This window comes from Stenotrophomonas sp. VV52 (assembly GCF_002893095.1).
Taxonomy (GTDB): domain Bacteria; phylum Pseudomonadota; class Gammaproteobacteria; order Xanthomonadales; family Xanthomonadaceae; genus Stenotrophomonas; species Stenotrophomonas aracearum.
On the sequence record NZ_PKQQ01000013.1, the window covers coordinates 20,499 to 43,082 of the forward strand.

The window sequence follows — 22,584 nt, forward strand, 5'->3', positions numbered from 1 at the left end:
GAAGTCGCCGGGGAGACTCGGGATCCCGGGTCGTTCACTCCATATGGCCGGGGTCCTGTCGGTCGGATCGGGTAATTCGTCGCAGGCGGGATGCGGGCCGCGCCGCACCGGACGCAGGATGATGCTGACCGGAATCGTCCATACCGCAAGGAACGCGCCATGCACCCTGCCCTGCCGAAGCTGCTTTCGATCATTGTTCTCCTCCCCGCCGCAGCCGCGAGCGCCTCGCCTCCGGCAACCGGGGCCGATGCCTGCGGGCTCGCCCATCAGCCCATTGCCGACGCCTTGGTGCAGATGCCGTTCGAAAGCATCGATGGACGCATCTATGTACAGGCACAGGTCAACGGCCGAGGGCCCTACCGGTTCGCGGTGGACACCGGCGCCAGCGGTGTCGGGCGGGCGGACATGCGGCTGGTCACGGCGCTGGACCTGCCGCTGCATGGCGAAACCACCACTTCGGACGGTGTGACCAAGGCCGGCGTGGACACCGTGCGGATCGATGCGCTGGAGCTGGAAGGCGTGGTGCACCGGAACGTGGAAGTGATCGCCCGCGACTACAACGCACGCAACGCACCCGAGGCCGCGTTCGATGGAATCCTCGCCCGCGACTTCTTCGCCGACGGCCTGCTGCGGATCGATTACCCGAACCGGACGTTGGCGTTCACCCGGACACTGAAGCTGGACCCGGCTGCCGCCAATGCCCTTACCTATACGCGGGCATTCCGAATTCCCGTATCGGTAGGCGCACACACCATTGTTGCCCAGCTCGACACAGGCGCCAACGTCGGCTTCGTGCTGCCTCAGTCCGTTTACGAGCAGATCTCCGAGCAGCCGTTGGGCGAAGCAGTCCGTTCGCAGCTGACCAACGGCCAGCTGGAAAGCTGGCGTGGGACAGTCCAGCAGCCTATCCGCGTAGGACAGGTAAGCCAGGCCCAAGCGGAGGTGCGCGTCTCGCCGAAGTACCCGGAAGTGCTGGTGGGCGCCCGTGCGTTGCAGGAGGCGGTGGTTCTGATCGACCAGAGAAGCCAGGTGGTGGCCGTGTGCCGGTGAGCGAAAGCTGCGGCTGTCGCGGATCACGCGCTTGGCGACGCCAGTTCCGACACATCCGGTTCCGGAGCGGCAGGTTCGTCCAATACTGGGACGAGTGTCCAACGCCAGGTCGCGTGCCGCTCGTAGACTTCGCGACCTACCCATGAGCGCGTTGATGTGGAGCATCGACAGTGACAGCAATCCTTGTGGCAGCCACCGTGGTGATTGCCGTTTTCGCCCTAGGCTTCGGCATGTGGACTCTCCTGCATTCCCCCAACGAGAGCGCGCCGCACCAGAAGCGCATTGACCCGGACTGATATGGCGGATGTGGTGGGGCAGATGAGTGCGCGTTACTTCAAGTTGCCGGGCTGACCAGCCGCTGCTTGTCCCGGTCTCCGACTGGCCCTAGGATTCGGGTACCTGCAAGGGAGCAGGCGAATGACAGGGGAAGGGGATGAAGCGCAAGCGCAGTGGTCGCCCTTGGCAGATCGGTGTCATTGTCCTGATCATTGGCATCGCCAAGATGTTCAATGCACCCCGATCGGTCGATCATGTCGAGCAGATCGATGTGCACTTCATTTCGTCAGCGCCTGGATCGGGCGAAGAGCATTTCACGATCCTGCCGGCCGGTGAAGGATTCGCCTTGCAGCAGAGGTACCCGGATAAAGGCGCGCCAATTGCAGCCAAGCCACTTGCGAAGCACGAGATTCGGCAACTGGTGGAGGCGTTGGAGGATGATTCCGGAAGCCAGCTCATCGTTTCCGACGCCATCTACAGCCGGGTCGACCCATACGAGCTTCGCAAAGCGATGGTCTCGCGCCCTGCCGGCTCACCTTGCAGTTCCGAGCAGTGGCAGGCCGGAGCAGCGGTGGAACTGGATCGGGCGGTGGCAGGCAGGACACTGTATCGGATGACGGCCTACGGCGAAGACCCTGCCCGCCCAAGCCCGTGGCTGGAAGTCCAGCTGCATGAAACGGGAAAGCCCACGCAGGTGTGGTGGTCCGTGTCCCCGAAGCCGCTGATGCAACCTTGGACCACCGGTATGGCTGCAGGCATCGTCGATCCGCGCTTACGCACGGTCGCTGCTCCGCATTGGTCGTTGGGCGCCAGCGACACGCTGCGCACGATGCTGCCGGAGGACAGCCTGACTGCACGTCAGCTGGGGCTGGGCAGCGCGTTCGATGATGTGCAGAGGAGAATCACCGAACATGTGTCGGCCCGTTGCAGCGGTACCGGTCTTTCAACCTGACCCCATGAAAGCCGCGTCATCGCTGCGACACATGCGGCGGGACTGCTCGACCGCCAAGGAGACATCTGGTTCCCGCACTACCAGAGGAATCCGCACGTCATCTTCGACTGACCGACCGGGCCGCGATTGTCTCACCCGCTGGAGCGGCGGTTTCCCATGGCTGCTTGCCTGTCGGCGAAAGAATACTGCCACCATGGCAATCAAAGACTGGCCCGAGGACGACCGACCTCGCGAGAAGCTGCTGACGCGCGGTCCGCGCGCACTGTCCGAGTCCGAACTGCTCGCGCTGTTCATCGGTAGCGGCAGTGGTGGGATGGATGCGGTGCAGAGTGCCCGGCGACTGCTGGACGAACATGGCCCGTTGCGCCGACTGCTCGATCTGGATGCGGCCACGTTGATGAAGCTGCCGACCATGGGCCCGGCCCGCGCCTGCAAACTGGTCGCCGCACTGGAGCTGGCCAGTCGCCATGTCCTGTCGGACCTGGAACGGGGCGACAGCTTCTGCGATCCCGACTCGGCAGCGCGCTTCTTCAAGTTGCGGCTTCGCCCGCGCCCTCAGGAGGTGTTCGCGGCGCTGTTCCTGGATACACGGAACCGGACTCTGGCCTACGAAGAGCTTTTCACCGGCACCGTGGACGAGGCAGCCGTCTACCCGCGCGAGGTGGTTCGCCGTGCGCTGCTGCACAACGCGGCAGCGGTGATCGTCAGCCACAACCACCCTTCCGGACGGGCCGAACCCTCGGCGGCCGACCGTCAGATCACCCACCAGCTCCACCAGGCCCTGGCGCTGGTGGGCATGCGGCTGGTGGACCATATCGTGGTGGGGGATGGCCCGGCGGTTTCCATGGCCCAGCGGGGGTGGCTGCGGGCCGGCCCCGCCCCCTGAGCTGAACGGCCTGCTCAGCCCCCGGCCCCGATAGCGCCTACAAACCCGCCCCCCGGGCCTCCGAGCCAGCCGCTCTGCCCCGGTTCAATGGATCGGGGCGCCTTCTGGGCTAAAATTACCGATTCCGCCGCTCCAGTCCCAAAGCAGGCCTTGTGAAAAATCTCCTCCGCGCCCTGATCAGCCAGGGCATTGAAGCCTTGCGCGCCAACGGCACCTTGCCGGCCGATACCCTGACCCCGGAATTCGTGGTGGAACGCCCGAAGACCCGCGAACACGGTGACTTCGCCACCAATGCCGCGATGCTGCTGGCCAAGCCGGCGCGCAGCAACCCGCGCGCCCTGGCCCAGGCGCTGCTCGATGCGCTGCCCAAGAGCGACGACGTGCTGCGCGTGGACATCGCCGGCCCGGGCTTCATCAACTTCCACCTGGCCCCCAGCGCGTACCAGCGCGAAGCGACCAGCGTGCTGAAGGAAGGCGCCGAATACGGCCACAACCTGAGCGGCAATGGCCGCACCGTGGGTGTGGAATACGTTTCGGCCAACCCGACCGGTCCGCTGCATGTCGGCCATGGCCGCGCGGCGGCGATCGGCGACAGCCTGGCGCGCCTGCTGGAAGTGAACGGCTGGAACGCCAAGCGCGAGTTCTACTACAACGACGCCGGCGTGCAGATCGAGAACCTGGCCCTGTCCACCCAGGCGCGCGCGAAGGGCATCAAGCCCGACGGTGCCGGCTGGCCGGAAGGCGGCTACCGCGGCGACTACATCGAAGACGTGGCAAAGGCCTACCTGGCCGGCGCCACCGTGGAGCTGGAAGGCCATTCGGTGGTGGGCGAGCGCGACCCGGACAACCTGGACGCGATCCGCCGCTTCGCGGTGGCCTACCTGCGCAACGAGCAGAACCAGGACTTGGCCGCGTTCGGGGTGGATTTCGACATCTACTTCCTGGAAAGCTCGCTGTACAAGGACGGCAAGGTCGAAGAGACCGTGACCCAGCTCAATGCGGCCGGCCATACCTATGAGGAAGGCGGCGCGCTGTGGCTGCGTTCGACCGACTTCGGTGACGACAAGGACCGCGTGATGCGCAAGTCCGACGGCACCTATACCTACTTCCTGCCGGACGTGGCCTACCACCTGAGCAAGTGGCAGCGCGGCTACGAGCGCGCGATCACCGAGCTGGGCGCGGACCACCACGGTTCGCTGGCGCGCGTGCGCGCCGGCCTGCAGGCGCTGGACGTGGGCATTCCCAAGGGTTGGCCCGAGTACGTGCTGCACCAGATGGTGACGGTGATGCGCGGCGGCGAGGAAGTGAAGCTCTCCAAGCGCGCGGGCAGCTACCTGACCCTGCGCGACCTGATCGACGAAGCCGGCCGCGACGCGACCCGCTGGTTCCTGATCGCGCGCAAGCCCGATTCGCAGCTGACCTTCGACATCGACCTGGCCCGCCAGCAGAGCAACGACAACCCGGTGTTCTACGTGCAGTATGCGCACGCCCGGGTGTGCAGCCTGCTGCGCCAGGCGCAGGAAAAGAAGCTGTCGTACACCCCGGCTGAAGGCCTGACCGGGCTGGCGTCGCTGACCGACGAACCGTCGCTGTGGCTGATGGTGGAAATGTCGCGCTTCCCGGAAGTGGTGGAAGCGGCTGGCGTAGCGCTGGAACCGCACCTGGTGGCGCAGTACCTGCGTGAATTGGCGCATGCCTTCCACACGTGGTATCACGGCACCCAGGTGCTGGTGGCTGACGACGCCGAGCGCAATGCCAAGCTCACGCTGGCGTGCGCGGCGCGCCAGGTGCTGGCCAATGGCCTGAACATCCTGGGCGTTTCCGCCCCGGAAAAAATGTAAGCAGTGGAGAAGCAGTAAATGGCAGCACGACGCGGCAAGAGCCAGGCGCGACGCAACACCAGCCAAGGCACGCCCGGATGGGTATGGCTGGTGGCCGGTGTGGCGATTGCGGCCGTGGTGTTCCTGGCGGCACCGAACCTGTTCAAGAACGATGGCGACGGCTTCCTGCGGGTAGGCCCGCAGCCGGACCCGAACGCGCAGCCGGCCCCGGTCAGCGACGCCGACACCGACGTGGGCGCCGAGCTGCCCAAGCCGGGTGCGGCCAAGCCTGCCGAACCGGCCAAGCCGGCGGCGACGCAGTACGACTTCTACACCCTGCTGCCCGGCAAGGAAGTGGAGATGTCCGACGCGGAGCTGGCCGCCAGCGCGCGCGCGGAAGAGCAGCGCAAGGCCAAGGCGGAAGCGCAGCGCGCGCAGGCTGCGCTGGAAGGCCGCCCGGTTCCGGCAGCCGCAGCGGCGCCGACTACTTCGGCAGCGACTGCAGCCACCACCACCGCCGCACCGGCCCCGTTGCCCGCGCCGGTGGCCGAGCGCCCGGCTGCGGCGGCAGCGCCGAAGCTGGTTGCAGAGGCAGCGACGCCCAAGCCGGAAGCGACGACCACGGCTGCGACCACGGCTGCAGCCACGCCGGCAGCAGCCGCCGCCCAACCGGCAGCCAGCAACGTGCGTTACATCCTGCAGGCCGGTGCCTTTGGTGCGTCGGGTGATGCCGAAGCCACCAAGGCAAAGCTCGCGATGATCGGCCTGGCTGCGCGCGTGGAGTCGGCGCAGATCAACGGCAAGACGGTCTACCGCGTGCGCATGGGTCCGTATGGCAGTGCCGGCGAACTGGCCGAAGCCAAGCAGAAGCTGGACGGCACTGGTTTGCAGGCGATGGCGATCAAGGCGCAGTAACCTTGAGCCCTGAAAAAGCCCCGCACTGCGGGGCTTTTTTTTTGCGGCTATGCTGGCGCTCCACGTCATGGAGAGCACGCATGGGTACCTCTGAAGGCAACGATCGCCGCATCGACAACATCGAATTCAACGTGGGCGACATTGCCCGCAGCAAGGCGTTCTACGGCACGGTGTTTGGCTGGACCTTCACCGACTACGGCCCGGGCTACACCGAGTTCAACGACGGGAGGTTGCGCGGTGGGTTCACCACCGATGGGCCGGTGCGCAGCGGTGGGCCGCTGGTGATCCTGTATGCGGATGACCTGGAGGCCACCCAGGCACGGGTGGAAGCGGCCGGCGCGAAGATTTCCACGCCGACGTTTGAATTCCCGGGCGGACGCCGGTTCCACTTCACCGACCCGGATGGGTATGAATTGGCGGTGTGGACCGCGGCTTAGTCGCGCGCCACCTGGAAACCGGCGAAGGACTGGCTGACCGGCATCACTTCAAGGCGGTTGATGTTGAGGTGGGCCGGCAGGTTGGCTACCCAGAGGATCTGCTCGGCGATGTCGTCGGCGGTCATCGGGTTGGCACCGGTGTACAGCGTGTCCGAAGCGGCCTGGTTGCCGTGGGTGCGGACCAGGGTGAATTCGGTTTCGGCCATGCCCGGTTCGATGGTGGTCACGCGTACGCCGGTACCGTGCAGGTCCGAGCGCAGGCCCAGCGAGAACTGGCTGACGAAGGCCTTGGTGCCGCCGTAGGCGTTGCCGCCCGGGTACGGGTACACGCCGGCCACCGAGCTGATGTTGATGATCGCGCCCTTGCGCGCCACCAGCTGCGGCAGCAGGCGGTGGGTGAGCGTTACCAGCGCGGTGACGTTGGTGTCGATCATGGTGCGCCAGTCGTCCAGCGACGCGCTCTGTGCCGGGGCGGTGCCCTGGGCCAGCCCGGCGTTGTTGACCAGCAGGTCGATGTCGGCAAAACCGGCCGGCAGCGCGGCCAGCGCAGCGTCCATTGCGGCGGTGTCGCGGACGTCGAACACGGCGGCGTGCACACGCTCGGGGCCGTAGGCGTCGACCAGCGGCTGCAGCCGTTCGGCGCGTCGCCCGGTGGCGATGACCCGCCAGCCGGCCTGGGCGAAACGATGGACGGCGGCGGCGCCAAAGCCGGACGTGGCGCCAGTGATCAGAGCGGTACGGGTCATCGTGGGTCTCCGTGGGATTCCCGACCATTTTCGCACCCTGCGCGCCGCTGTGTTGGCGCGCGCTGGCGGATCAGCGGATCCGGAACACGCGGGCCTTGGGCAGGTCTTCGTCCACCTGCAGGAACCAGCGCCCGGCGATGCCCGGCACCACCACGATGGCAGGGTTGGCGCGGCTGGCCTTGAGCTTCAGTTCGCCCTTGAGCACCTGCCACTGCTGGCCGTTGTCCAGGGTGAACACGGTGCCCGGCTGCCAGCCGTCGACCTGGCCGGTGACGTTGGCATGGATGGGACCGTCGTCCAGGCCGGGGAACATCGGCGCCGGGGTGGGCGCGCCGGGCAGCGGCCCCGAAGCAGCGGCCGGGTCCATCGGGGCGGCCGCCACCGGGGCCGGCGCACGGGCATCGGCCTCGCGCAGCAGGCGGTTCAGGGTCTGCAACTGGGCGGGAGTGAGCCCCACTTCGGCCAGCTGCTGCGGGTCCACGCGCTGTTCGATCGCCACATACGGGGCCTGGGCCGAGGCCGTCGCGGCCAGCCAGACCATGCCCACACCCGCCAGAACCTGCCACCTGCGCATTGCCCGCTCCACTGCCTGTAAGTGCCTGAGGAGCGCACTGTGCTTCACTTTCATGGCAGTCAGATGACAGGCCAGACACCGGTTTCCGGGCCGGCTGCCCGGCTGGGGGTAAAATGGCCGCCAGCCACGCAGCCGCGATGGCGGTATTGGACGTCCCCCATGATCAACAACGATGTACTGCGCAGCATCCGTTACATGCTCGATCTCAGCGACGGCAGGATTGCCGAGATCTGTGCCCTCGCCGACCCGGCGTTCGTGGTCGACAAGGCCAACGTGCCCGGCTGGCTGCGCAAGGAAGACGAGGAAGGCTTCGTGGCCTGCGACGACCGCACGCTGGCGCACTTCCTGGACGGGCTGATCGTGAATTTTCGCGGCCGCGATGAAAGCCAGCCGCTGCGCCCGGTGGAAAAGCGCATCACCAACAACCTGGTGCTGAAGAAGCTGCGCGTGGCCTTCGAGCTGAAGGACGTGGACATGCACGCGATCTTCGAAAGCGCCGGTTTCCCGGTGTCCAAACCGGAATTGTCGGCGCTGTTCCGGCAGCCGGACCACAAGAACTTCCGTGCCTGTGGCGACCAGTTGCTGCGCAACTTCCTCAAGGGGCTGACCCTGCGCGTTCGCGGCGGTTGATTCAGAACGCGGTCTGCACCGCGAACTCCACCCGCGAGCCGGCGTTGCTGCCGAACAGACGTTTGGCGGCACGGTCGGTGTCATGCGCAGTGACGCGCAGTTCCCACGGGCCGTGCACGGTCCAGATGGCGCTGAGCTGACCATGCAGGTAGTCGTCTGCGTAGGCGCTGTCGAGCCAATACTGGCCGACCGCGCCTTCCAGGCGCCATTGATCATTCAAGGGCAGCCGTGCGCCCAGCTGCGCGTAGGTTCCGGTGCGGCCACTGGCCAGCGCATCGTCCGACACGCCCACGCTGACCCACACCCGCTCTTTCCAGGTCAGGGTGCTGTTGAGCTCGGTCCAGTCCAGGTCCACCTGGGTAGACGGGTACAGGTAGTGGGTGAGATTCACGTCCAGCGCCCAGTCCGGCGCCAGTTGGCCACCCCACCCGGCCACGAGGTCGAACTCGCTGCGCGCCCCCACATCCGGTTCGAACGACACGCCCGAGCCCCACACCGACGCGTACCAGCCCGATTCGCTGGCCAGCTTGATGCCGGCCTGCACAGCGGGGTCTTCCAGTGTCTGCGAACTGCCGCGCCACACGTAGTCCGAGGTCAGCGTGGCACTGCCGCTCACGCCGGCCAACGCCGAACCACTCAGGGCCAGGCCCACCACCAGCGCACCCATGCGGCGCAGCGCGCGCCTTGAATCCAGTATTGCCACCACGTGTGTAACTCCAGAAGCGGCCTCGCCGTTGAAGCGCACAGTGTGGTGAGGGGCGGCGTAAAGGCGCCATGCGGGGCGCCACGGCCGTGCGCAAATTCGGCGTAAAAGCTGCCTACCAGGCCTTCAGCCGGGCCGCGCTATCATGGCCGCCCTGACTGACCTGCAGCGAGAATGGCGTGGACGCGATCCTGACCCCGGTATCGATTGGCGAGCTGATCGACAAGATCACCATCCTGGAAATCAAGGCCGAGCGCATCACCGATGCGGGCAAGGTGGCCAACGTGCGCACCGAACTCGATGGCCTGCTGCCGCTGTGGCAGGAACAGGTCGGCGCACAGCCGGGCCTGGCCGCGCTGAAGACGCAACTGAAGGAAATCAACGAGCGCATGTGGGTGATCCAGGACCAGCTGCGCGACAAGGAAGCAGCGCAGGTGTTCGACGATCAGTTCATCCAGCTGGCGCGTGGGGTGTATGGCACCAATGGCGAGCGGGTGAAGGTAAAGAACGAGATCAACCGCATTGCGGGGTCGCAGCTGGTTGAGGAAAAGCAGTACCAGGGCGAGTGATGCAGGCCGTGTCGCCGCAGCCACGCAGGGCGTGGCTCTACCGACGATACGCAACCCGGGGTAGAGCCACGCCCTGCGTGGCTGCTCCCGAATGCCTCACCGCGCAGTAGCCGCCAGGAAGCGCTCACGGTCCTGCTGGGTCCGCCGGCGGATCTCCGCCAGCGCTTCATTTTCCGTCGCTTCCAGCATCGATTCGAACAGGCGCTGGAAGTGGTCGCGCATCGCCGCCCGCGCCGCACCCGGGTCCCGCCGGCGCAGGCCGTCGAGGATGGCCGTGTGCTCATCGTTACGGGTGTCGTTGTCGTTGTGGCACACGTTGGCGTACACCTGGCGCACTCGCGGCAGTTCATTGCGCATCCGCCAGATCAGCTGCACGCAGTGCTCCACCACCGGGTTGCCGGCAATCCGCGCGATGGCCAGGTGGAACTGGCGGTCGGCCTCGCTGGCCGCGGCCTCGCCCGAGGCCGGGTCGGTCATCGCTGCAATCAGCCCTTCCAGCAGTTCCACTTCGGCGTCGGTGATACGGCTGGCCGCCATCGCCGCCGCCTCGGCTTCGATCACCGCCCGTGCGGCGGTGAGGTCGAAGGCCGAAACGTCCGGCAAAGCGCCCGGGGCCGCCGACGGGCGTGCCTTCACATACACGCCCGAGCCGGTCTTGATGGTGATCAGGCCCTGCGCTTCCAGTGCGATCTCTGCCTCGCGCACGGTCACCCGGCTCACCCCCAGCCGTTCGGCCAGGTCGCGTTCGCCGGGCAGGCGCGAGCCGGGCGGGAACTCGCCCTTCTCGATCAGCGCGACGATTTCGGCGGCAATGGACTGGTAAAGGCGGGGTTCGGACATATCAGGGCCTGGCAGTACGGTGGCTGGGAACCGGCACGCGCGCTCAGAAGCGGTAGCGCACCCCGAGATAATACCGCCGCCCGTAGGTGGTGTACTCCCGGAAGCTGCCCAGGATGGGCATATCCGACACCCGCGGCTCGTCGGTCAGGTTGCTGGCCGACAACGACAGCGACAGATGCTTGTTCACCTTGTAGGTCGCACGGAAGTCCAGCGAGCCATTGTCGCGCACGTAGCGGTTCTGGGCCGGGTCGCCGACGAACTGCTGGTAGTAGTCGGAGCGGTACTTGTAGATCGCCTGCAGGTCCAGCTTGCCCAAGCCCCAGTACACCTGCGCCGAGGCCACGTGCTCGGACAGGCCGAAGATGTTGGCCGGCTCGACGATGCCCGGGGTGACCACGCCGGTGGACGGGTTGGTGGATTCGCCCAGGCGCAGGTCTTCGGTCTTGAAGTTGGAATGGGCGTAGTTGTAGCTGGCCTTCACGCCCAGCCCGGAGAAGATGCCCGGCAGGTAGGAGAACGTGTGCGAGCCGGTCAGCTCGAAACCGATCAGGTCGCTCTTCTGGTCGCTGGTGGCCAGCTGCTCGACCGGCACGGTGACGCTCTCACCGTCGATCTCGAAGCTTTCACCCACCACCACCGGCACCGAGCCGCCGTTGAACTGCTTGTAGTAGATGGCGGTGGACAGCATGGAATCGGCGTTGGCGTACCACTCCAGCGAGACGTCGGCATTCCACGACATCAGCGGGGTGGCGCGCGGGTTGCCGGTGGCGGTGATGCTGCCCAGTGCATCGGCCACGCTGCCGAATTCGGTGTCGACCTCATCCAGGTTGAAGCTGCGGCCGTACCCGAGCGCGGCCAGGTCCGGGCGTGACATCGCGCGGTAGGCGGCCACGCGCAGCAGCAGGTCCGGACGCAGTTCGAAGGCGGCATTGAAGCTGGGCAGCCATTCGTTGTTGCTGGCCTTGAGCACCTGCTCGGTGAAGTCGCCGTTTGGCCGCAGGGTCACGGTGCCGTCGGGGTTGTTGGTCACGTCCAGCCCGCTGCGCAGGCCCATCGAACGCACGTCGGTATGCACCCAGCGCACGCCGATGTTGCCGGTCACCGGCAGCCCGAACCATTCGCTGCTGTACTCGCCCATCAGGTAGATGGCGCTGGTTTTCTCGGTGACATCGTTGTTGGCCGGATCGCGCAGGTCGGCGCTCAACCCGGTGTCGTCCGCGCCGGTGAAGGCCTTGAACAGGCAGCGGCTGTCGAAGCTGGCCCACTGGTCGATGGTGTTGCCGCTGGCGTTGGCCAGGAAGTCGTTCTGCGGGAACGCCTGTCGGCAGGCCTGGTTGGCGGCGCGGATCGCGGCGACGTTCGTGGTGGTGACATCCACGGTGTCGGTGAAGTCGGTGTAGGTCGCCTCGGAGCGGCGCAGGCCGCCCTTCAATGCGGTGAAGAAGCCGCTTTCCGGGGTAAACGCCGCATCGAACCGGCCGGCGCGGATGGTGTGCTCGCGGTCCTGCTGGCGGCGGCGGACCAGCGCCGAGTCGGTGAAGTTGTCCGGATTGTTCACGTCGAACGCCGGATCCAGGTAGATGCTCGGCACGTCGCCGCTATAGTCGTAGGTGTAGTCGACATAGCGGGTGTTCTTGATGCCCGCCACCGGATTGCCGTTGACGTCGGTACGGCCGGCACGCAGGCGGGTGGACCGCTCGATCTGCGAACGCTGGGTGTTGGAGTACGACAGGTCGCCGGAAAGCATCCATGCCGGGCTGGGCCGCACGATCAGGTTCAGGCCACCGCCGGTGTATTCCTCGTTGCGCTCCAGGAAATTACCGGTGGAGTCGATGGTGCTGCTGCCGGTGTGGCTGATCAGCGCGCCGTCTTCGTTGACCACGCGGTTGTTGATGTTGCGCATCATCGAGGACAGCGACAGGTCCGAACGGTCTTCGGTGTATTCGCGCTTGGAGTGCTGGTAGTCCAGGTTCACTTCCACTGCGTCGTTGGGCCGCCACTGCAGCGCACCGAACTGCGAATCGCGCTTGTCGTGTTCGATGAACTGGCGGTAGATGCGGCTGCTGGGTGCCAGGTAGTACGGCACGCCGTTGGCCACGTCGTTGCCGTTGACCTGGCTGCAGTTGCGGGTGGCGGCCACCACTTCGCGGCCGTCGCAGGCCACCCAGGTGGAACTGCTGGAGAACATTTCTTCCGGGTTGCTGCCTTCCAGTGCCTGGAGGCCAAGCGATACGCCGAGCTTGCCGCCATTGTCGAACTCGAACTGGTCGATGTAGCTGGCAGTACCGCGCCAACCCACGCCGTCGCCGTCCTTCAGGCGGTCGTCGTATTCCTGCCAGGTGCCGCGGCCATCCAGCTGGATGGTCTGCTTGCCGTACTCGAGCGGTTTGACGGTTTCCATGTTGACCGTACCGGCCACGCCGCCTTCGACGAAGTCGGCGCGCTGGGTCTTGTAGATCGCCACGGTGTTGATCAGCTCGGACGGGAACTGGTTGAAGTTCACCGAGCGGTCGCCGCTGCCGTTGGTGGCCTCGCGACCGTTGAAGGTCGACGAGCCCAGGAACGGGCCCAGGCCACGGATCGAGATTTCCGAGGCGCCGCCCTTTTCGCGGTGGGTGGACGCGCCGGTGATGGTTTCGATGGCTTCGCCGATCGACAGCGCCGGCAGGTCGCCAATGTCTTCGGCCGACAGCACGTCGGAGACCACGGTCTCCTCGCGCTTCTTGTCGATCGAGGTCTGGATGGTGCCGCGGGTACCGGTGACCTGGACCTGGTCCAGGGTGGTGGCCTGCGCCGGCGCGGTGGCCGGGGTGGCGTCCTGTGCGTGGGCCAGCGGCACGGCCGCGGTGGCGCAAAGGGCATAGAACAGTGCGCTGTGCAGCGCGGTGTGGCGAAGGCCTCGCGGTGAGGCCGTACGGCGGTCATGCAACATCGTGATCTCCCTCCCAGGATGGATCGTCCGACTACACGGATTCGGTCCGAAGATTCACGGTTGAAAGACCAATGTCAATGAATTGGTACTAAAGTCTACCCCGGTGATGCTCCTAGACCAGTTTGGCTGGAGTTTATGTGCGGATGCAGCAGGGATATGCGCAAACCGCATACCAGATGCGGCTAAAGTGGTATGTGATTTTGGTTGACGCGGGCGTCAGGGGAGCTGGTAGGATCAGGTTCGCGTTGGCGTCGATGGTGATCTGGGAGGGTTTCCTGTGACACGGCAAGATGATTTTCCCCGTTCGGCCGTGAGAAGCACGCTCCGGTTGGGTTCATGCGTTAAAGGTGCGATTCGCGTTGCGGGCGGGGCGCTCCTTCGCGTCCTGCGAACGCGCCACTCGTGCATCCATGCACAGCGTCGTCTGGGGACCGACCCTACCAAAGCCTTGCTTCTCGTTCTGTTGGGCACGGCGCCCGGCAACGCCTGGTCTGAGGAGTACCTGGTGCGCGACGCGGCTGCCTATGCCGCTGCCTCCAGGGCGCTCAAGCCGGGCGATACGGTGGTGCTGGCGGATGGAGTGTGGCGGGATGTGGACCTGCTGCTCACCGGCACTGGCAAAATTGGTCAACCAATTCGATTGACGGCGCAGACACCCGGGAAGGTGGTCCTGAGCGGGCAGTCGCAGCTGCGCCTGGCGGGGGCGTACCTGGAGGTGTCCAACCTGGTGTTCCGCGACGGCTGGGCACCCGGTGGCGAGGTGGTGAGCTTCCGGCGGTCGTCCAAGGAGTGGGCCGAGCACAGTCGGGTCACCGGGATCGTCATCGACGGCTACAACAAGCCCGACCGTGCCCAGTCCGATAACTGGGTGGCGATGTACGGCAAGTACAATCGCTTCGACCACAACCAGCTGGTCGGCAAGACAAATGCCGGCACCACCCTGGTGGTGGTGCGCAACGCTACCAGCGGCTTGGACAACCGGCACCGCATCGACCACAACTGGTTCGGGCCGCGCCCCAACCTGGGCAGCAACGGCGGCGAGACCATCCGGGTCGGCACCAGCCACGATTCGCAGTCGGCTTCGAACACGGTGGTGGAAAACAACTGGTTCGAGCACTGCGACGGCGAGGTGGAGATCGTCTCCAACAAGTCCGGCGGCAATCTGTACCGCGGCAACGTGTTCAAGGAATCGCGCGGGTCGATGGTGCTGCGCCATGGCCACGGCAACGTGGTGGAGCGCAATGTGTTCCTGGGCAACGGCAAGCCGCACACCGGTGGGGTGCGCGTGATCAACCGCGACCAGATCATCCGCGACAACTACTTCGAAGGCGTGGCCGGCGACGGCTTCGCCTCCGCGCTGGCGCTCATGGCCGGCACCCGCGATGCGCAGTTGAACCGCTACGAGCAGGTCGACAACGCGCGGATCAGCCACAACAGCTTCGTGCAGGTGCGCTATCTGTTCCTGGGCGCCGGGCTGGACGACGAACGCAACGCGATGCCGGTGCGCAGCGCGATCAGCAACAACCTTTTCGTCGGGACAGGCACTGGCGACGTGCTGCGCAGCCAGGGCGACCTGTCGGGCATTGCCTTCAGCGGCAACATACAGAGCCCCGCCGCATCACCGGGTTTCCCGGGTGGCGTGGAAGGCCGCACCCTCACCCTGCAGCGCGCGGCCAATGGCCTGCTGTATCCGCCGGCCGGCACCGAGGTGGGCGCGCCGCGCGACCTTGCGCCGATCCCACGCGAACAGGTCGGCGTGGAGTGGTATCCCAAGCAGGTGCGGAAGACTGCGCTGGATAGTGGCCGAGAGCACCGCGTGGCGCCCGGCGAGGACACCCTGGTGACCGCCATGGCCGCCAGCGGCGCCGGCGACCGCCTGCAACTGCAGCCCGGCGACTACCGCATCAACCAGGTGCTGGCCGTGGACCACCCGCTCAGCGTGGTCGGCCCGGCCAAGGGCACCGCCACGCTGCGCTTCTCGCGGCCTTCCCTGTTCGAGATCCGCGCCGGCGGCTCGCTGCGCCTGGCCGGGCTGGAGATCGACGGCAGCCTGGCGCCAGATGCAGCCGGCAACGCGGTCGTTCGCGTGCCGCCGGGCAGCCAGGCCTTCGACTACACGCTGGAGATCGCCGACAGCCGCATCCACGGGCTGACCAGCAACAAGGCGTTCGATGTGATCAGCACCGGCAAGGGCACCCTGGCCGATGCGATCCGCCTGGAGCGCGTCACCGTGAGCGACATCAGCGGCAGCGTGATCGCCGCCGCAGCGGAAACCGACGACCTGGGTACCTACAACGCCGAAACCGTGGAGATCGCCGATTCGGTGTTCCAGCGCATCGGTGGCCCGCTGGTGAACCTGTACCGCGGCGGCACCGATGAAAGCACCTTCGGCCCCAGCTTCCTGCTGCACGGCAACCGGCTGGAACAGGTGGGCAACGCGGGCGACACCAGCCTGCGCCTGCACGGCGTGCAGCAGGCCAGCCTGCAGGACACCACCTGGCTGCGCAGTGGCCGCGTGCGCTTTACCCGCCAGGTGGGCGAGCCGCACCTGACGTTGCAAGGCAACACCTTCACCGCCACGGCGGCGTTGCAGTCCGATACCTCCGCGGAGACCGTCCCATGACCCGTTCCACGCCCCTGATGCTGCTGCTGGCGGCCACTTTCAGCGCTGCTGCGCTGCCCGCCGCGCACGCCCAGGCGCCGAACGCGGCCATGCGTGGCACCGAGGCCGTCACCGCGCCGGTGCTGGTGACGCCCACGCAGTGGGAACAGATGCGCCGCGACGCCGCCAGCTACCCGGTATTCGCCAAGGAGCAGACGCGCGCCGAAAAACTGGTGCGCGCGATGATGAAGGCCGGCATCGACGTGCCCGTACCCAAGGACAAGGGCGGCGGCTACACCCACGAACAGCACAAGCGCAATTACCAGGCGATCCAGGCAGCGGGCGCACTGTACCGGCTCACCGGTGACAAGGCCTATGCCACCTTCGCCCGCGACCTGCTGCTGGGGTACGCCAAGCTCTACCCCGGGCTCGGTGCGCACCCGCAGGGGCGCGGACAGATCCCGGGGCGGCTGTTCTGGCAGACCCTCAATGATTCGGTGTGGCTGGTCAACGCGGTACAGGGCTACGACGCGATCCGCGACAGCCTCAGCGCCGAAGACCGCCGCACCATCGACGACAACGTGTTCCGCGCGATGGCGGACTTCCTCGCCGGCACCCCGGAAAACTTCGACAAGATCCACAACCACGCCACCTGGGCGGTGGCCGCCACCGGCATGACCGGTTACGTGCTGCGCGACCCGGTGCTGGTGGAAAAGGCGCTGATGGGCAGCAAGCGCGATGGCAGCGCCGGTTTCCTCAAGCAGGTGGACCAGCTGTTCTCGCCGGACGGCTATTACGAGGAAGGCCCCTACTACCAGCGTTATGCGCTGGCGCCGTTCATCCTGTTCGCCAACGCGGTGCAGCGCAACGAGCCGCAGCGCGGCATCTTCAAGCGTCGCGACGGGGTGCTGCTGAAAGCCGTGGATGCGCTGGTACAGAGCAGCTACGGCGGTTACTTCATTCCGATCAACGACGCGATCCTGGACAAGGGCCTGGACACCGAAGAGCTGGTGGCAGGCATCGACATCGCCTACGCCAACACCGGTGATACGCGGCTGCTCTCGGTGGCCAAGGCGCAGAAGCGCGTGCTGCTCTCGCCCGAAGGCCTGCAGGTGGCCAAGGCGCTCGCCGACGGCAAGGCCAAGCCGTTCGCGTTCGTGCCCACCCTGCTGCGCGACGGCCCCGACGGTACGGAAGGTGCGCTGGCGATCCTGCGCATGGGTGGTGAAGACGGCCAGGCGCTGGTGATGAAGAACACCAAGCAGGGCATGGGCCACGGCCACTTCGACAAGCTCAACTGGCTGTTCTACGACAACGGCCAGCGCGTGGTCACCGACTACGGCGCCGCCCGCTTCCTCAACATCGAATCCAAGGCCGGTGGCATCTACCTGCCCGAGAACACCAGCTGGGCGCGGCAGACCGTGGCGCACAACACGCTGGTGGTGAACGAGCAGAGCCACTTCGGCGGCGACTGGAAGAAGGGCCAGCCGCTGGCCCCTGCACCGCTGCTGTTCGCGGTGACCGACGACACCCAGATCGTGTCGGCGCGCATGCAGGGGGCGTACGAAGGCGTGGCCTTCACCCGGACCCAGGCGCTGCTCTCGCACCCGTCGCTGGGCCAGCCGGTGGTGCTGGACCTGCTGCGCGTGGACGGCAGCACGCCCGCCCGTTACGACCTGCCGCTGCACTTCAACGGCCACATCATGGACGTGGGCTTCAAGGCGCAGTCGGCGGTGGCCAACCGCCCGGTACTGGGCAAGGCCAACGGCTACCAGCACGTGTGGGTGGACGCCTCCAGCGAGCCGGGCACCGATGCACGCAGCCTGACCTGGCTGCTGGACGGCCGCTTCTATACCTACCGCTTCGCCAGCACCGCGCCGTCGCGCGCGTTGATCGGCGAAAGCGGGGCCAACGATCCGTCGTTCAACCTGCGCCGCGAACCGCTGCTGCTGCAGCGCGTGGACGGCCAGGCCAGCACCATCTTCTATGGCGTGCTGGAACCGCACGGCCAGTACGACGGCACTGCCGAAACGGTGCGCGGCGCCAACAGCCGCATCGACCGGCTGGCGCACTACCGCGGCAAGGGCGCCAGCGTGCTGGTGCTGGACCTGGCCGGTGGCCAGCGAGTGGCGCTGGGCTTTGCCGATGACCCGTCCAAGGGAGGCAGCCATGCGGTGAGCGGCGACGGCCAGCAGTGGAACTGGAGCGGCGGCTGGAAACGCTTTGATACGGCCACCGGCAAGGACGGCAAATGAACGTGTCTACCCGTACCCGCACCTACGTACGCTGGCTGATCGTGGCGCTGATCGCGGTGGCCACGGTGATCAACTACATCGACCGCAACGCCTTGGCGGTGATGTGGCCGCAGATCTCGAAGGATGTCGGCGCCACCAAGGAAGACTACGCGCTGCTGGTCACCGTGTTCATGCTGTTCTATGCGGCCGGCCAGTTCGTGTTCGGCCGGCTGTTCGACATCATCGGCACCCGTCTCGGCTTTGCGCTGTCGATTGCGGTGTGGTCGATCTCGATCGCGCTGCATTCGGTGACCCACTCGATCCTGTCCTTCAGCATCGTGCGCGCCATGCTCGGCATCAGCGAGGCCGGTGCGTGGCCGGGTGCGGTGAAGGCCAATGCCGAGTGGTTCCCGGCACGCGAGCGCGCCTTGGCCCAGGGCGTGTTCAACGCCGGCGCATCGATAGGCGCGATTGTCTCGGCGCCGCTGATCGCGGTGCTGTTCCTGTGGCTCGGATGGCGCGGCACCTTCATCCTGATCGGCGCCATCGGCTTCGTCTGGCTGCTGCCGTGGCTGATCATCTACCGCGCCGGGCCGGACAAGCACCCGTGGGTGAGCGCGGCCGAACGTGCATTGATCCTGGATGCGCCGGCCGAGCAACCGGCAGTGCCCAAGGCCGAATACGCGCCGAACGTGCGCCAGCTGCTGGGCCACCGGCAGACCTGGGGCATCCTGATCTCGCGCTTCTTCCTCGACCCGATCTGGTGGCTTTTCGTGTCCTGGCTGCCGATCTACCTGGCCGACACCTTCGGATTCGACATCAAGCAGATCGGCATCTTCGCCTGGGTGCCCTACGTGGGCGCGATGATCGGCAGCCTCGGCGGCGGCTGGTTGTCGGGCCGGCTGATCGGTGCCGGCTGGAGCGTGGACCGCGCGCGCAAGTGGGTGATCACCCTGGGTGGCGCGATCATGGCCCCGGCCCTGCTCGGCGCGGTGATGGCCACCGACCCGATGTGGGCGGTGATCACGATTGCCTTCGTGCTGTTCGGCTTCCAGATCGCCATCGGCAACATCCAGACCCTGCCCGGCGACATCTTCAACGGCAAGTCCGTGGGCTCGCTGGCCGGGCTGGGCGGCATGGCCGCAGTGGCCGGCACGCTGATCACCACCTGGCTGGTGCCGGTGATGACCCGCGATTCCTACGCACCCATTTTCATCCTGGTGGCGGCACTGGTGCCGGCCTCCCTGCTCGCCCTGTGGCTGGTGACCGGACGCGTCGAAAAGGTCGACGCGCCGCCACCGCGCTGAATCCGTTTCCCTTTTTCCCCCTCGCATCACTGGAGTAGCAAATGAATCAGTTCAAGGACAAGGTGGCGATCGTCACCGGTGGCGGCCGCGACATCGGCCGCGAAATCTCGATCAAGCTGGCTGCCGCCGGCGCCAAGGTGTGCATCAACTACGCCAACGACGAGGCCAGCGCGCAGGACACCCTGCAGCAGATCCAGGCCGCAGGCGGCACCGCGTTCGTGCACCGCGCCGACGTGACCGACGCACAGGCCGTGGCCGGCATGGTCGCCGCCACCCAGGCCGCGTATGGCGCGCAGATCGACGTGCTGGTGAACGTGGCCGGTGGCATGGTGCAGCGCCGTCCGCTGGCCGAGATCGACCCGGCGTTCTTCCACAAGGTGATGGACCTCAACATGAGCTCGGTCTACCTGACCACCCACGCGGTGGTGCCGCACATGCCCGAAGGCGGCGCGATCGTGAACTTCGCCTCGCAGGCCGGCCGCGACGGCGGTGGTCCGGGCGCGTCGATCTACGCAACCGCCAAGGCCGCAGTGATGACCTTTACCCGCGCCATGGCCAAGGAACTCGGTCCGCGCGGGATCCGCGTCAACGCGCTGTGCTGCGGCATGATCGCCACCCGCTTCCACGACGAATTCACCAAGCCGGAAGTGCGCACCGCCGTGGCCGGCAACACGCCGCTGCGCCGCCAGGGCCGCCCGCAGGAAGCGGCCGACACCGCGGTGTACCTGGCCTCGGACGCGGCCGGCTTCATCACCGGTGCCAACGTCGACGTCAACGGCGGCACCTACTTCTCCTGATCTACCCCTGACCGCCTGGGAGGGCTGCCATGCTGCGTTGGACCACTGCACTGTCACTTGCACTTGCCACCAGCGCCGCGGCGCTGCCCACCCAGGCCCAGGTCTGGGTACCGGCCTGGACCGCTTCGCCGGCCCCCGACCGCCAGGACGGCACCCCAGAGGCACCGGTGCAGTTCGCCAACCAGACCGTGCGCCAGGACATGCGCCTGGCCAGCTCGGCCACGGCGCTGCGTTTCCGCATCAGCAATGAACTGGGCGCAACCCCGCTGCATATCGGCGGGGCCAGCGCGCAGCGCACCGGCACGGCCACGCCGGCCAAGCTGGTGACCTTCAACGGCCGCAGCGAGGTGGTGGTACCGGTCGGCGCCGCGCTGCTCAGCGACCCGGTGCCGATGACGGTGCCGGCGTTGGCCGATGTTTCACTGACCGTCTATTTCCCCGACGCCACCCAGCCAGCGGTGCGGCGTACTGCGTTGCGCATTGCCGAAGGCCGCCAGGCCGAGGTGGGCAACGCGGTGAAGCTGGCGTACCGCCAGAACGTGGTGTCGGCGGTGCTGGCCGAACGCAGCAGCGTGCCGGTGGTGGTGGTGGCGCTGGGCGATTCGATAACCGAAGGAGCAACGGCCACCCGCGGCAGCAACGGCGACTGGCCGGCGCTGCTGGCCGCCCGCCTGCAGCAGGCCTGTCCGGACCAGGTGGTGCTGGTCAATGCCGGCATCAGCGGCAACAAGGTCATGGACCATGGGCGCAGCCACAGCGCGCTGGCCCGGCTGGACCGCGATGTGATTGCGCAGCCGCACGTGAGCCGGGTGATCCTGTTTGAAGGCATCAACGACATCCGCCACGACGGTGGCAACCCGCCGGTCGCCGGCCGCAACGCCGAGGACATGGTGCTGGGTTACCGCCAGGTGGCCGCACGCCTGCACGATAACGGCATCCAGGCCATTGCCGCGACGATCACCCCGTTTGGCGGCTCCGACCGCTACGAGCCGGTCTCGGCCGGTACCCGCACCACTCTCAACACCTGGATGCGCGGCGGCCGCAGCGGCTTCGACGCGCTGATCGACTTCGACCAGATCCTGCGCGACCCGGCCAAGCCGGAGTTCCTGCCCGAGGCGATCACCCGCGACTTCCTGCACCCCAATGACGACGGCTACAGGCGCATGTCCGAAGGCGTCGACCTGGCCCTGCTCGGCTGCAAGGCACGATGAGCATGCAGCAGTTCCAGCTGGCCGCACACAGCCACCCGCGCTGGCAGGCGATGGCATTGGGCGAAGTAATGCTGCGCTTCGATCCCGGCGAAGGCCGGGTGCGCAACGCGCGCCAGTTCCAGGTATGGGAAGGGGGCGGCGAGTACAACGTGGCGCGCGGCCTGAGCAGCACCTTCGGCCATGCCAGTGCGGTGCTCACCGCGCTGCCTCGCAACGAGCTCGGCCTGCTCGCCCAGCAGCTGATCCAGGCCGGTGGCGTGGACACCAGCCAGATCGTGTGGCGCGACTACGACGGCATTGGGCGCGACACGCGCATGGGCTTGAATTTCACAGAGCGCGGCTTCGGCGTGCGCGCGCCGCTGGGCGTGAGCGACCGCGCATACTCGGCCGCGTCGCAGCTGCAGCCGCAGGAGCTGGACTGGGAGGTGCTGTTCGGCCAGCACGGGGTGCGCTGGCTGCACACCGGTGGAATCTTCGCGGCGTTGTCCGAACACAGCGCGCAGACCGCCATTGCGGCGGTGCGCGCCGCACGCCGACATGGGGTGGCGGTGTCCTACGACCTCAACTACCGCGCCAGCCTGTGGAACAGCCACCCGGACCCGGACGCAGCGCGCCACGCCAACTGCGCGATCGCCGCCGAATGCGACCTGCTGGTCGGCGATGAGTATTCGTTCGCGGCCTGCCTGGGCGTGGACCTGGCCGACCTGGGCAAGCGTGCCACGCCGATGGACGTGGGCCCGGCCGACGCAGCGGCAGTGCGCGCCCTGCAGCAGTTCCCCAACCTGCAGGCGGTAGCGTTCACCCTGCGCGATGCCAGCAATGCGGCCCGCAATGGCTGGGCCGGCGCGCTGCGCAACCGTGAGGCGCTGTACGTCTCCGCCGTGCGCGATGTCGACCTGCTCGACCGTGTCGGCGGTGGCGACGCGTTCGTGGCCGGGGTGGTGCATGCGCTGCTGGAGGGTCTGGGCGAGCAGGCGGCCGTGGAGCTGGGCGCCGCGCATGGGGCGCTGGCGATGTCCACGCCGGGCGACACCGCGTGCGCCAGCCGCGAAGAAGTGGAAGCCGTCGCGCGCGGCGAAGGCGCCGCTGCGCGGCGCTGATTG

19 protein-coding genes are annotated in these 22,584 nt (G+C 67.0%); 14 read left to right on the top strand and 5 right to left on the bottom strand.

Annotation, left to right across the window (positions count from 1 at the left end):
• Window positions 1-159 precede the first annotated feature (159 nt).
• From C2U58_RS17370 to C2U58_RS17395, 6 genes are all read left to right on the top strand, one after another.
• Complete coding sequence (locus tag C2U58_RS17370; protein ID WP_216362417.1) at window positions 160-1,050, top strand: pepsin/retropepsin-like aspartic protease family protein; 891 nt, start codon at window positions 160-162, stop codon at window positions 1,048-1,050.
• Window positions 1,051-1,483: 433 nt separating this feature from the next.
• The gene (locus C2U58_RS17375; protein ID WP_102947001.1) at window positions 1,484-2,278 is read left to right on the top strand and encodes a hypothetical protein; all 795 of its coding nucleotides are present in this window, start codon (window positions 1,484-1,486) and stop codon (window positions 2,276-2,278) included.
• A 193-nt stretch (window positions 2,279-2,471) separates the two neighbouring features.
• Window positions 2,472-3,164, top strand: coding sequence for a DNA repair protein RadC (gene radC / locus C2U58_RS17380; protein ID WP_070208582.1), 693 nt, complete (start codon window positions 2,472-2,474; stop codon window positions 3,162-3,164).
• Window positions 3,165-3,316: 152 nt separating this feature from the next.
• Window positions 3,317-5,005 carry an arginine--tRNA ligase gene (argS, locus tag C2U58_RS17385; RefSeq protein WP_102947002.1) on the top strand — a complete coding sequence of 563 codons (1,689 nt, stop codon included), beginning with the start codon at window positions 3,317-3,319 and terminating at the stop codon, window positions 5,003-5,005.
• 18 nt (window positions 5,006-5,023) lie between these two features.
• Complete coding sequence (locus C2U58_RS17390) at window positions 5,024-5,899, top strand: SPOR domain-containing protein (RefSeq protein ID WP_102947003.1); 876 nt, start codon at window positions 5,024-5,026, stop codon at window positions 5,897-5,899.
• Between the two features lie 80 nt (window positions 5,900-5,979).
• Window positions 5,980-6,336, top strand: coding sequence for a VOC family protein (locus C2U58_RS17395; RefSeq protein WP_102947004.1), 357 nt, complete (start codon window positions 5,980-5,982; stop codon window positions 6,334-6,336).
• Here C2U58_RS17395 and C2U58_RS17400 read toward each other — a convergent pair.
• Complete coding sequence (locus C2U58_RS17400; protein WP_102947005.1) at window positions 6,333-7,082, bottom strand: SDR family NAD(P)-dependent oxidoreductase; 750 nt, start codon at window positions 7,080-7,082, stop codon at window positions 6,333-6,335. The genes C2U58_RS17395 and C2U58_RS17400 overlap by 4 nt on opposite strands.
• Before the next feature lie 70 nt (window positions 7,083-7,152).
• Window positions 7,153-7,656 carry a hypothetical protein gene (locus C2U58_RS17405; protein WP_172448185.1) on the bottom strand — a complete coding sequence of 168 codons (504 nt, stop codon included), beginning with the start codon at window positions 7,654-7,656 and terminating at the stop codon, window positions 7,153-7,155.
• A 159-nt stretch (window positions 7,657-7,815) separates the two neighbouring features.
• Here C2U58_RS17405 and C2U58_RS17410 point away from each other — a divergent pair, with 159 nt between their 5' ends.
• Complete coding sequence (locus C2U58_RS17410; protein ID WP_102947007.1) at window positions 7,816-8,286, top strand: DUF1456 family protein; 471 nt, start codon at window positions 7,816-7,818, stop codon at window positions 8,284-8,286.
• Window position 8,287: 1 nt separating this feature from the next.
• On the opposite strand, the gene C2U58_RS17415 is transcribed toward C2U58_RS17410, so the two are convergent.
• Window positions 8,288-8,980 carry a TorF family putative porin gene (locus C2U58_RS17415; protein ID WP_102947068.1) on the bottom strand — a complete coding sequence of 231 codons (693 nt, stop codon included), beginning with the start codon at window positions 8,978-8,980 and terminating at the stop codon, window positions 8,288-8,290.
• A gap of 188 nt (window positions 8,981-9,168) precedes the next feature.
• Between C2U58_RS17415 and C2U58_RS17420 the strand changes: the two genes are divergently transcribed.
• Entirely contained in the window at window positions 9,169-9,558 is a 390-nt protein-coding gene (locus C2U58_RS17420; RefSeq protein ID WP_070208576.1) for a DUF6165 family protein, read from the top strand.
• A 96-nt stretch (window positions 9,559-9,654) separates the two neighbouring features.
• On the opposite strand, the gene C2U58_RS17425 is transcribed toward C2U58_RS17420, so the two are convergent.
• Together C2U58_RS17425 and C2U58_RS17430 are read right to left on the bottom strand one after the other, a co-directional pair.
• Window positions 9,655-10,398 carry a FadR/GntR family transcriptional regulator gene (locus C2U58_RS17425; protein ID WP_102947008.1) on the bottom strand — a complete coding sequence of 248 codons (744 nt, stop codon included), beginning with the start codon at window positions 10,396-10,398 and terminating at the stop codon, window positions 9,655-9,657.
• A 43-nt stretch (window positions 10,399-10,441) separates the two neighbouring features.
• Window positions 10,442-13,330, bottom strand: coding sequence for a TonB-dependent receptor (locus C2U58_RS17430; RefSeq protein WP_102947009.1), 2,889 nt, complete (start codon window positions 13,328-13,330; stop codon window positions 10,442-10,444).
• A gap of 505 nt (window positions 13,331-13,835) precedes the next feature.
• Between C2U58_RS17430 and C2U58_RS17435 the strand changes: the two genes are divergently transcribed.
• The 6 genes from C2U58_RS17435 to C2U58_RS17460 are packed head-to-tail and all read left to right on the top strand — an operon-like array spanning window position 13,836 to window position 22,581.
• Window positions 13,836-15,953, top strand: a complete 2,118-nt coding sequence (locus C2U58_RS17435) for a polysaccharide lyase 6 family protein (RefSeq protein ID WP_253256781.1) — start codon at window positions 13,836-13,838, stop codon at window positions 15,951-15,953.
• Window positions 15,950-18,187, top strand: a complete 2,238-nt coding sequence (locus tag C2U58_RS17440) for an oligoalginate lyase (RefSeq protein WP_253256782.1) — start codon at window positions 15,950-15,952, stop codon at window positions 18,185-18,187. Before C2U58_RS17435 ends, C2U58_RS17440 begins: the two co-directional genes overlap by 4 nt.
• Window positions 18,184-19,473, top strand: a complete 1,290-nt coding sequence (locus C2U58_RS17445) for an MFS transporter (RefSeq protein WP_102947010.1) — start codon at window positions 18,184-18,186, stop codon at window positions 19,471-19,473. Before C2U58_RS17440 ends, C2U58_RS17445 begins: the two co-directional genes overlap by 4 nt.
• A 41-nt stretch (window positions 19,474-19,514) precedes the next feature.
• Window positions 19,515-20,270 (top strand): glucose 1-dehydrogenase, encoded by a 756-nt coding sequence (locus C2U58_RS17450; RefSeq protein ID WP_102947011.1) that lies wholly within the window; start codon window positions 19,515-19,517, stop codon window positions 20,268-20,270.
• Window positions 20,271-20,299: 29 nt separating this feature from the next.
• Window positions 20,300-21,481 (top strand): GDSL-type esterase/lipase family protein, encoded by a 1,182-nt coding sequence (locus C2U58_RS17455; protein WP_102947012.1) that lies wholly within the window; start codon window positions 20,300-20,302, stop codon window positions 21,479-21,481.
• Entirely contained in the window at window positions 21,478-22,581 is a 1,104-nt protein-coding gene (locus tag C2U58_RS17460; protein WP_102947013.1) for a sugar kinase, read from the top strand. Before C2U58_RS17455 ends, C2U58_RS17460 begins: the two co-directional genes overlap by 4 nt.
• Window positions 22,582-22,584: the final 3 nt, after the last annotated feature.

Coding starts and splice junctions, on each gene's coding strand:
- C2U58_RS17370 (WP_216362417.1), top strand. CDS start 160: ATGCACCCTGCCCTGCCGAAGCTGCTTTCGATCATTGTTCTCCTCCCC.
- C2U58_RS17375 (WP_102947001.1), top strand. CDS start 1,484: ATGAAGCGCAAGCGCAGTGGTCGCCCTTGGCAGATCGGTGTCATTGTC.
- radC (WP_070208582.1), top strand. CDS start 2,472: ATGGCAATCAAAGACTGGCCCGAGGACGACCGACCTCGCGAGAAGCTG.
- C2U58_RS17390 (WP_102947003.1), top strand. CDS start 5,024: ATGGCAGCACGACGCGGCAAGAGCCAGGCGCGACGCAACACCAGCCAA.
- C2U58_RS17395 (WP_102947004.1), top strand. CDS start 5,980: ATGGGTACCTCTGAAGGCAACGATCGCCGCATCGACAACATCGAATTC.
- C2U58_RS17400 (WP_102947005.1), bottom strand. CDS start 7,082: ATGACCCGTACCGCTCTGATCACTGGCGCCACGTCCGGCTTTGGCGCC.
- C2U58_RS17405 (WP_172448185.1), bottom strand. CDS start 7,656: ATGCGCAGGTGGCAGGTTCTGGCGGGTGTGGGCATGGTCTGGCTGGCC.
- C2U58_RS17410 (WP_102947007.1), top strand. CDS start 7,816: ATGATCAACAACGATGTACTGCGCAGCATCCGTTACATGCTCGATCTC.
- C2U58_RS17425 (WP_102947008.1), bottom strand. CDS start 10,398: ATGTCCGAACCCCGCCTTTACCAGTCCATTGCCGCCGAAATCGTCGCG.
- C2U58_RS17430 (WP_102947009.1), bottom strand. CDS start 13,330: ATGTTGCATGACCGCCGTACGGCCTCACCGCGAGGCCTTCGCCACACC.
- C2U58_RS17440 (WP_253256782.1), top strand. CDS start 15,950: ATGACCCGTTCCACGCCCCTGATGCTGCTGCTGGCGGCCACTTTCAGC.
- C2U58_RS17445 (WP_102947010.1), top strand. CDS start 18,184: ATGAACGTGTCTACCCGTACCCGCACCTACGTACGCTGGCTGATCGTG.
- C2U58_RS17450 (WP_102947011.1), top strand. CDS start 19,515: ATGAATCAGTTCAAGGACAAGGTGGCGATCGTCACCGGTGGCGGCCGC.
- C2U58_RS17455 (WP_102947012.1), top strand. CDS start 20,300: ATGCTGCGTTGGACCACTGCACTGTCACTTGCACTTGCCACCAGCGCC.
- C2U58_RS17460 (WP_102947013.1), top strand. CDS start 21,478: ATGAGCATGCAGCAGTTCCAGCTGGCCGCACACAGCCACCCGCGCTGG.